General features: G+C 67.3%; 7 protein-coding genes. All 7 read right to left on the reverse strand.

Features of this window, described 5'->3' with window-relative positions; genetic code table 11:
• Positions 1–29: 29 nt before the first annotated feature.
• A complete protein-coding gene (locus AC27KI_RS02435) occupies positions 30–1289 on the reverse strand; it encodes a TraU family protein (protein ID WP_487112447.1) in 1260 nt (419 codons plus the stop codon).
• Positions 1290–1441: 152 nt separating this feature from the next.
• Positions 1442–1939, reverse strand: a complete 498-nt coding sequence (locus tag AC27KI_RS02440; RefSeq protein ID WP_487112461.1) for a TIGR03757 family integrating conjugative element protein — start codon at positions 1937–1939, stop codon at positions 1442–1444.
• A gap of 5 nt (positions 1940–1944) precedes the next feature.
• The gene (locus AC27KI_RS02445) at positions 1945–4737 is read right to left on the reverse strand and encodes a conjugative transfer ATPase (protein WP_487112449.1); all 2793 of its coding nucleotides are present in this window, start codon (positions 4735–4737) and stop codon (positions 1945–1947) included.
• 149 nt (positions 4738–4886) lie between these two features.
• Positions 4887–5411, reverse strand: a complete 525-nt coding sequence (locus tag AC27KI_RS02450; RefSeq protein WP_487112451.1) for a TIGR03751 family conjugal transfer lipoprotein — start codon at positions 5409–5411, stop codon at positions 4887–4889.
• Positions 5398–6969, reverse strand: coding sequence for a TIGR03752 family integrating conjugative element protein (locus AC27KI_RS02455; RefSeq protein WP_487112453.1), 1572 nt, complete (start codon positions 6967–6969; stop codon positions 5398–5400). The genes AC27KI_RS02450 and AC27KI_RS02455 overlap by 14 nt, the downstream gene beginning before the upstream one ends.
• 14 nt (positions 6970–6983) lie before the next feature.
• Complete coding sequence (locus tag AC27KI_RS02460; RefSeq protein ID WP_272563667.1) at positions 6984–7196, reverse strand: hypothetical protein; 213 nt, start codon at positions 7194–7196, stop codon at positions 6984–6986.
• Positions 7197–7262: 66 nt separating this feature from the next.
• On the reverse strand, positions 7263–7984 hold a 722-nt coding region (locus AC27KI_RS02465; protein ID WP_487112455.1), incomplete at its 5' end, for a TIGR03749 family integrating conjugative element protein.

Here is a 7984-nt window from a genome sequence, read left to right on the forward strand (position 1 = left end):
AGGTGTGCGGAGGGCGTCCGAGGGATGGATCAGGGAACCGAGAACAGGTAGATGCCGCGGGTTTGGCAACAGTCGTATTTGTTCCAGAGGTTCCAGACATAGCCATTGACGGCGCTGGTGCGGCCATCGCCAAAGGACAACAGCGACAGAGAGTCGTTCTCGCCGAACCGCACGCAGCTGGGGGTGGTGCGGGGATAGACCATCGACCAGCGAGTGTCGGAGTCCTCGATGGAGGAGAAATACTTGAAGTTGCCGCTGGTCTCCAGGCGCTTGTAGATGTGGGGTTGGGCGCGCTTCTTGATGATGCTGGCCACGCGCTCGGCCAGCACGGCCGAGGCCTTGACCGGGTGCTGCTGGACCACCTCGCCCGTGCGCGGGTAGATGCTGCCCCAGGTACTGGTGATCCCCGACGAGTGGCTCACCTCCTTGCGGGTGGGCACCCAGGAGGATGCGTACAGCATCTCCACCGGCAGGATGCCGCGCCAGAACAGCGCATCCAGTTCGGACTGGTAGTGCAGTCCGAACGCGGACGCGCCGCCCGGGCAAAAAAGACCGCCCGGCCCCAGGTCCATGCTGCCGCCGGCAAGCGATGCGATCGAGACGACCTGCTGCAGCGGCCCCAGATCGATGCCCGCCAGCGCCGCGGCGTCCATGCCCAGCGTGGCCAACCCGCTGCTGGAGCCCAGGAAGCTGCCGACGTTACCGGCCGCGGACTGCAGTTGCGACAGGCGCCCGGGCAGGCTCGTGATCTTGCCGATGATGTCCATGGGGGCCTTGGCGAGACTCGCCGCGCCCTGCAGGACCGAATTGGCCGCATCCATTGGCACGGACATCCATTCGCGCTGGATGTCGGGCAGTTCTTCGGTGGGGAACTCCATCAGTTCCGAGATGCCTGGGATGCCGAACATGGATGGCACGTTCGGCAGCGTCCCGGTGGAGAGCGCGCTCGCCACCATGCCCACGGGGTTGCCAATGGCGTCGGCCCCTTTGAAGGTGGTGATCTCGGTGTCGCCCCGCGCGGTATCGGCCGCGGAGTCCAGCGGCATGCCGGCCATGGCCGAGCCCACGCCCGCCATGGTTGCGGCGATCGGCTTGCCCACCTCCAGCCAGGGATGCATCAGCGGATCGTTGTAGGTGCTCACGATCGCATCGGGCAGGTAGTGACTCATGCGGATCGAGTAGAGGACCGTGCAGCCCTTGATGTTGCAGCGCAGGAAGAAGCACATCCCCTTGACCTGGTAGGACAGGCAGCTGGGGAAGGATTGCAGGGTGGCGGTCAGGATCGCCACGGTGTTGGTGGTCTGTGCGAGAGCCGCGGGGGGCGCCAGGGCGAATGCGCTACAGAGGGCGGCTCCAACGGTGGCGGATCGCACAGCGGCCAGGATGCGCGGCGCGCGGCACCAGGACGCGGGTAAGCGCTTGCATGGCCTCGAGCGCTTCGTCATTGCACGCCCCTCGAACCAGTGGCCGACCCAGAGGATGCCCGAGCACGCTGGAACGCGGCTAGCGCGGCATTCACGTCGGTCATCCCGAACACCACGGTCTGCCGGTTGACGACGATGGCCGGGAGCCGGTCGATGCGGTAGTGCATCGCCAGGGTGATGCCATTGGCCGCGTTGGCGACCACGGGCTGCACCTGCCTGCGGATGCGCGCTTCGTTCGCAACGAGCCACGCGCGGGCATCGGCCTCGTTTTGCGGCAATCCCTGGTTGATGGACTGCTGCACGCGCGCCATGGCGTCCAGGCGGTAGATGTCGAGCTTGAATCGGTCCGAGCGCTGCGGGGTCACCACCATGGCTGAGTTCGCGAAGACCTCCACCTGGGTGACGCCGCGGTACAGGTCATCGCCGAGAATGACCTGCGCTTGGGGCGAGGTGACCACCATGAGCAGCGGCAATGCCAGTGCCCATGGCCGGAATTTCGAGCAAATCCAATGCATGGCGCTCACCCGCGTGCCTTCACGAGTTCCTCGGCCACAAGCATGGCGGCCTCCAGTTCGGTGCAGCCGTGCTGGTCCATGAGACGGCGCCGGTGCGCCTTCTCGTGGCCCTCGGTCATGGCCAGGGCAATCGGCAGCGCTGGCGGCACGTTCCTAAACAGCATCTGGCCCAGCGCCGAGATGATGACGCCCTCGGTGTACTTGGGCGGCTCCTTGCGGGCGGACTCCATCAGATGGCGCTGCTCGGGCGTGAGGCTGCGAAACCGCGCGACCTCGGCGATCTCCGATCGGTCCATGGTGAGCAGCATCCAGTATTCGCACATGGACAGCACCCGCTCCATCGAGTCCGGGAAATCCTGCAAATTCTGCGTCGCCAGCCAGAACCAGATGTTCAGCTTGCGCCACATCTTGGTGCCCTTGGCGATCTTGGGGCCCAGCAGCTCGTTGGTGGTGATCAAGTGGCCCTCGTCGGTGAGAAACACGATGGGGCGGCCCTCGGCCTGCGTGCGCTCGCCACGGGACTGCACCGAGTCGATGAGGCTGGTGTAGGCCACCGCCAGGGCGTCGCCGTAGCCATCCTGAGTGAGCGTGCCCATCTCGATGAGGGTCACGTCCGCGTCCGGCCAGTCCTGGCCCTCGCGATTGAAGAGCTTGCCGCGCAGCGCCTGCGTGAAGGTCATCATGGACTGGCCCATTTCTTCCGCGCGCATCTGGCGCGGACCGGAGAGCGTCTCGTCGCGGTGCATGCCCATGAGTTCGATGGCCACGTCCTGGGTCAGCGGGTGCGTGCGGCCTTCCTTTCGGCAGCGCACGGACGCGCGGATGATCGCCCGCGAGACGAGGTAGCGGTCGGCGCGGCCCATGCGGGCGACCTCCTGCTCCTCGCCGCCGGTGATCATCATGATGGCGGCGATCAGCATCTCCCCCAGCAGATCGCGCCGCTCCGTCCCGTCGTCATCCTGGTCTTCATCGGGCGAGGCCTCGGCCTGCTTGCCCGCCTGCGCGCCCACCGGACTCTCGTGCGCTTCACCGATCAGAATGTCGATGCCCTCGTCGTCCGGCACGCCGGCGTTGACCCGGGCCTGCTGCTCGGCGGCGTTGTAGGAGGACATGACATCGGGGTCCTGGAGTAGCCGCAGGGCATGAACGAAGGGCGGCAGCGACACGTCTGCTTCGCTCGTGAGCGTGACATGGTGGGTGGACAGGCCCATGCCCTTGAAATACTCGAGGAGCAGCTCGAAGGAGCGGCCAGCGTCCACGATCACAAGGCGCGGCTTGTGGATGGCCATGGTCATCATGGCCAGGTAGTTCAGCGTGGCAGACTTGCCGGCGCCCGTGGGACCCAGCACGAGCATGTGCGCGTTCTTCTTCCTGTCCTGCCGGTTCAGCGGATCGACCCAGAGCGGTTCGCCGCCGCGGTTCCAGAACCACATTCCGGGGTGGGGCGTGCCGCGGGCGCGGCCATATACCGGCAACAAGGCGGCTGCCTGCGAGGCAAAGGTGAGACGGGACCGGCGCAACGCCCCGTTGTCGAAGGCCGGATCGAAGTTGAAGGGCAGCCCACGCATGAAGGTGTCCAGGGGCACCAGGTCGTGCTTGGAATCGATGAACCGCAGGCCCGAGGGTACGAGCAGCGCATTGACCTGGGAGATCTGCTGCTCCAGGTCGGCGGTGTCGTGTCCGCTCACGTAGAGCGTCATCATCATGGGGTAGAGCTTGTCCCCTTGCACCATCCGGGCGAGGACCTGCTCGCACTCGCGGTGCGTCTCTATGGCAGCAGCAGACTTGGCGCGAGAGGCATCGCGGATGCGCTCGATGTGGCGCTCCAGCTGGTGCTGCGGCTGCACGGTGAGAGAGATGGAAAGCATGGCGCCGGCGGGCAGGCGGTCCAGGCGTGCGAAGCTCTCGTTGCCGCTTTGCAACTCGGCCGAGAAGTGGCCGGTCTGCGGCTGGCTGCGCATGCTCTGCAGGGCGAGGGCCTTCACCGGCACGCCGTCGAACTCGAAGGTGCCGGCGGCGAGGTCGGATCTGGGGGGCGATAGATTGAGCAGGTCCGACAGGTCGCAGCCGAACAGGGGCGCCTCGCCCACCTGCGCGCTGTCGTCGCCAGGGTAGGGCGCCTGGCGCATCAGTTCGGTGGGCGTGCTGGCCCAGGGCACGGCGCGGTTGAAGAACGGCAGCAGCCATTCGTAGAGGTCGCGGCCGGTGCAGCGTCGCGCGGCGACACCCGCCTCGCCGAAGGTGGACATGAGGGTGATCGCCACCGACTCGATCTGCGCGGTGGGCGGCGCCGGGTCGTCGGCCAGCCCGGCGAAGCGCTTGTAGATGCAGCAGCGCACGCGCCGCATCTGGCCGCGCCAGACCTGGCCCGTCACCAGGGTGTCTGTGAACAGGCCCTGCGGGCGGGATACCAGATCCAGGTGCCGGGACATCTCGGACAGCACCGACTGGGTGAAGCGCGAACCCAGGATGGCGCGGCAGCGCTCGGGGTAGTCCTTGTGCTGCTCGGCGATGTAGTCGCTCAAGACGCCAGACAAGGGCCCCAGGTTGCGGTCGTCGTTGGCGAAGAACTGCACGATCCAGGGGGAAGCGTCCGACTCGGGCAGCGCCTGCAAGGCTTCCTGCACCTTGAGGGCATGTTCGGCAAGCACGTGCGCAGCCTGCGCCTCGGTGGGGATGGCCGACAGCTCGAACATTGCGCCGAGGGTGGCGCCATCCTTGAGTACGAACACCTTGTCCTCGCCCTGGTAGGCGACGTAGGGCAGCATGTCGGTGAAGGAGGGCGGGCGCAGGGCCATGCGCCGGCGTTGCGCGACTGTCTGGCCATTGGATGAGGATGAGGAGGTGGTGGCGGCTGCACCGCTGGCAGGGGAACGTGGGGCGCGCTTGGGTCGGATCAGATCGAGGAGCATGGATCGGAGGTTCTTTCGTCGTAGGCTCGGTGCATTCAGCGAGTGGTGCTCTTGGCCGTACTTGCGCCGGCGTCCGGACGCAGGGCACGACCCGCCTGCAGGTCCTGCTCGACCTCCCCCGGCAGCGCGTAAAAGGTCTGCTCGTACATCGGAAACGTGGTCACGTAGCCCGGCACCGGGTAGGTGCCGCGCGCCAGGTGGGGATAGACCACCATGACCAGATCGGGGTTGGGCACGCGGGCAAAGCGCTGGCGCATGGGCTCCAGGGCGGACCAGTAGCGGCGCGTTTCGGCGTCGCCAGCGCCTATGGGCCTTGCGGGCGAGGCGTCCCGCAGGCGGTCCTGCGCGGTCTGCGTGGGGACGGTTGGGGCACCCTTGTCATCTTTGGCCACGGCCTTGCCGCGGTAGATGTCCAGCACGGTCGGGCTGCCGCGGGTGACCTCGTTGATGGGCGATTCCCGGTTTCCGGTGACCGAACAGCCGGAGCCCAGCAGGGCCAGGGACAGCAAGGCTGCGGGCATCAGACGTGATGTCGTTGGGATGGGGTCATTCGAGACCATGGCGTTCTCCTCGTGCGATTTGGGTGCCCCCCTGCTGGCGATGCACCAGGCGGCGGGCGTTGACGGCTTTGTCCAGGCGGATTTCCTGGTCCAGATGGATGACGAGCTGCGCACCCGAGGGCACGATCACCGCGTCGAAGCTGTTGCGAAGGCGCTGGAGCATCCACTGGGTCACTTCGTCGGTGGCGCCGCTCACGGCCTGGCCCATGGCGAAGCGCCCTCGGTCGCCCGTGATCGAGGAGGACGTCGATCCGTCGTTGTTGTTGCGCTGCGTGCGCTGCGCGTCGGCGAAGGCCTGGCCGGCCACACCGAGGCCGCGCAGCATGCTGACGTCGGTGAGGTAGCTAGCCGCGTTGGTCACGAACTTGCCCGGGATGCACGGGTTGCCGTGCAGGTCCGAGATGAAGCCGAGGTCGCCGCCCGATGAACCGCCCGATCCGCTCCCCGTGGAAATCCCGCCGCCCCGGTTGCGGGAGGACACGGTGCGCACGGTGCCGTCGTTGAAGACGAAGGTGATCGAGCGCACCTTGCCTTCGGAGCAAGACAGCGCCATGTCCCCAATGGCAACGCCCGTCACGATCATGCCGGCGATGTCGGGCGGCAGCTCCCAGCCGCTCGCGGCGAGGTTGTCGCGCCCGACCATGGCCTTGAACTGCATGGGGTCCGTCACCCGGCCATCGATGGGCACCCGGCCGATGAGGCTGGTCATGGCGGTGACGCCCGCCAGCGTGGAGTTCTCGGGCAATGTGAAGAAGGGGATGTCCTCGGCTTTTTGCGCGGCGGCTCTTGCGGCCTGCGTGGCGGGTCCTGCCGGCCCTGCAATGCCGGCGTCGCCGCTCGCCTGCGTGGTTCGCACGAACCGCGTCGTGGCCACGGCGCCCGATCCGCGCGCCGGGTCCACGTGCGCGACGTAGCCCATGGGAGTCATGAGCTTGTACTGGACCACACCGGCGGCCGAATCGGCCTGGGCAGCGGCACCGGCATCCGACCAGCCCGCCGCACCGGCACGCGAGCCTGGCACGGCCTGCGATCCCGTGGACGGGCCGCGCGTGGTCGACGAGCTGGACGAACTTGGCGAACCAGGCAGGCCCTTCATGAGCGTGTCCGCAGCCTCTGCGGCGGTGTCGATCGCGTTGCCCAGGGCGGATTTTTCGGCGGCGGGGGGATCGATGGCGGTGGCCTGTGGTGCCGGCAATGAAGCGGCACTGGGGTTGTTTGCCTGCGCCGGGCTACCCGCGCCTGCAGTACCACCCGTACCCCCCAGGCGCCGGTTCTCTTCGGTCAGGCGGTTGTTCGTCTCGATGATCTTGGCAACGTCCTGGCGCAGCTGCGCGTTGCTGGCCACCACGGTGGCGAGGGTCTCGGCCGGCGTGTCGTTGTCGGCTCCAGCCGCCTTGGGTAGGGCGGTCTTGGACTTGGCGGGATCGGGGACGGCCTTCATGGGGGCGTCCGCCTTCGGCTGGGCGGGTCCGGAGAACTGCTGGTACAGCACGCCGATGATGACGGCGGCACCGACGGTGCCCAGGACGGGAATGAGTTTGTTGCTGGTGGTGGCCATCGTCTTGCCTTGCGTCAAGACCGGGCGAGCATGCGCGCTTGGTCCAGATGCCACTTGGCAACCTGGTGCATCGTGGTGCCGCGTTGCCCGCCTTGGGCAAAGAATCCAGCTTCGCGCAGTAGCTGCTTTGCATTCACGCGATGCTGGTTTTTGCGCTTGCGCTTGTCTGCGCTGTAGCCCATCTTGATAGCCCTGTCATCCCTGAGCAGTCTGTTCTTTGGAGTCATAAAAATCGCTCGTACCCTTCAATTAGCAAAGCAGCAAATGCGTGAGCAAGTGCATGCCGAATTCCGTTAAAGACAAGCCTCGAAGGCGCGCTCGCACACTAGGTACAGGGCGGTGGTGTCCCAGTCGCTGCCGGCCGGGCCGATGCGTCCGTGCTGCGCGGTCGCGGAGATCCAGCGTCCCCGGATGTCCTCCAAAGGCAACTCCAGGGGCGTCCTGGCGCGGTTGGTCACGCGCACGGCCGTCACGTACAGGTTGCCCGAGCGCCATTGGCCCAGGGGCGCGGCCTCCACCCGGGCGCCACGCAGCAGGCCGGTGACGGGCTGCGTTCCCACCTCCACCTGACGCACGCCGGGCAGGTCGTAGGCCAGGCGCCGCGGTGCATAGAGCATCCGCGCCGCATACCGGGTGAGCTGCACCATGTCGGCGGCGGGCTGCTCCGGCTCGGCCTCCTTGGCCGCGGTGACGCCCCCTGCGGCACCGGCGGTGGCGGTTGCCGCGGGGCCGGACTTGCCCGGCTCGACCACGAACACCTCCAGCTCGGAAGTGGCCGAAGCCGTACTCTCGCCCGCAACGAGATCCATTGGGATCTGCTGGCCGCTGTCCACCAGTTCCGCGACGATGCGCAAGGTGGTGAAGGGGACCAGGGCGGTCGCATACAGCGTGCGGTCGATCACCTCCAGGCGGGCCACCGACTCCATGTCGCGAGGGACATGCAGGGCGGCGGGCGCCGGCAGCGTGATGAGCCGCTCACGGCCCACGGGCAGGGGCACGGCGATGGGCGCGCGCG

The sequence above is a fragment of the Acidovorax sp. KPB24-03 genome (assembly GCF_057546605.1).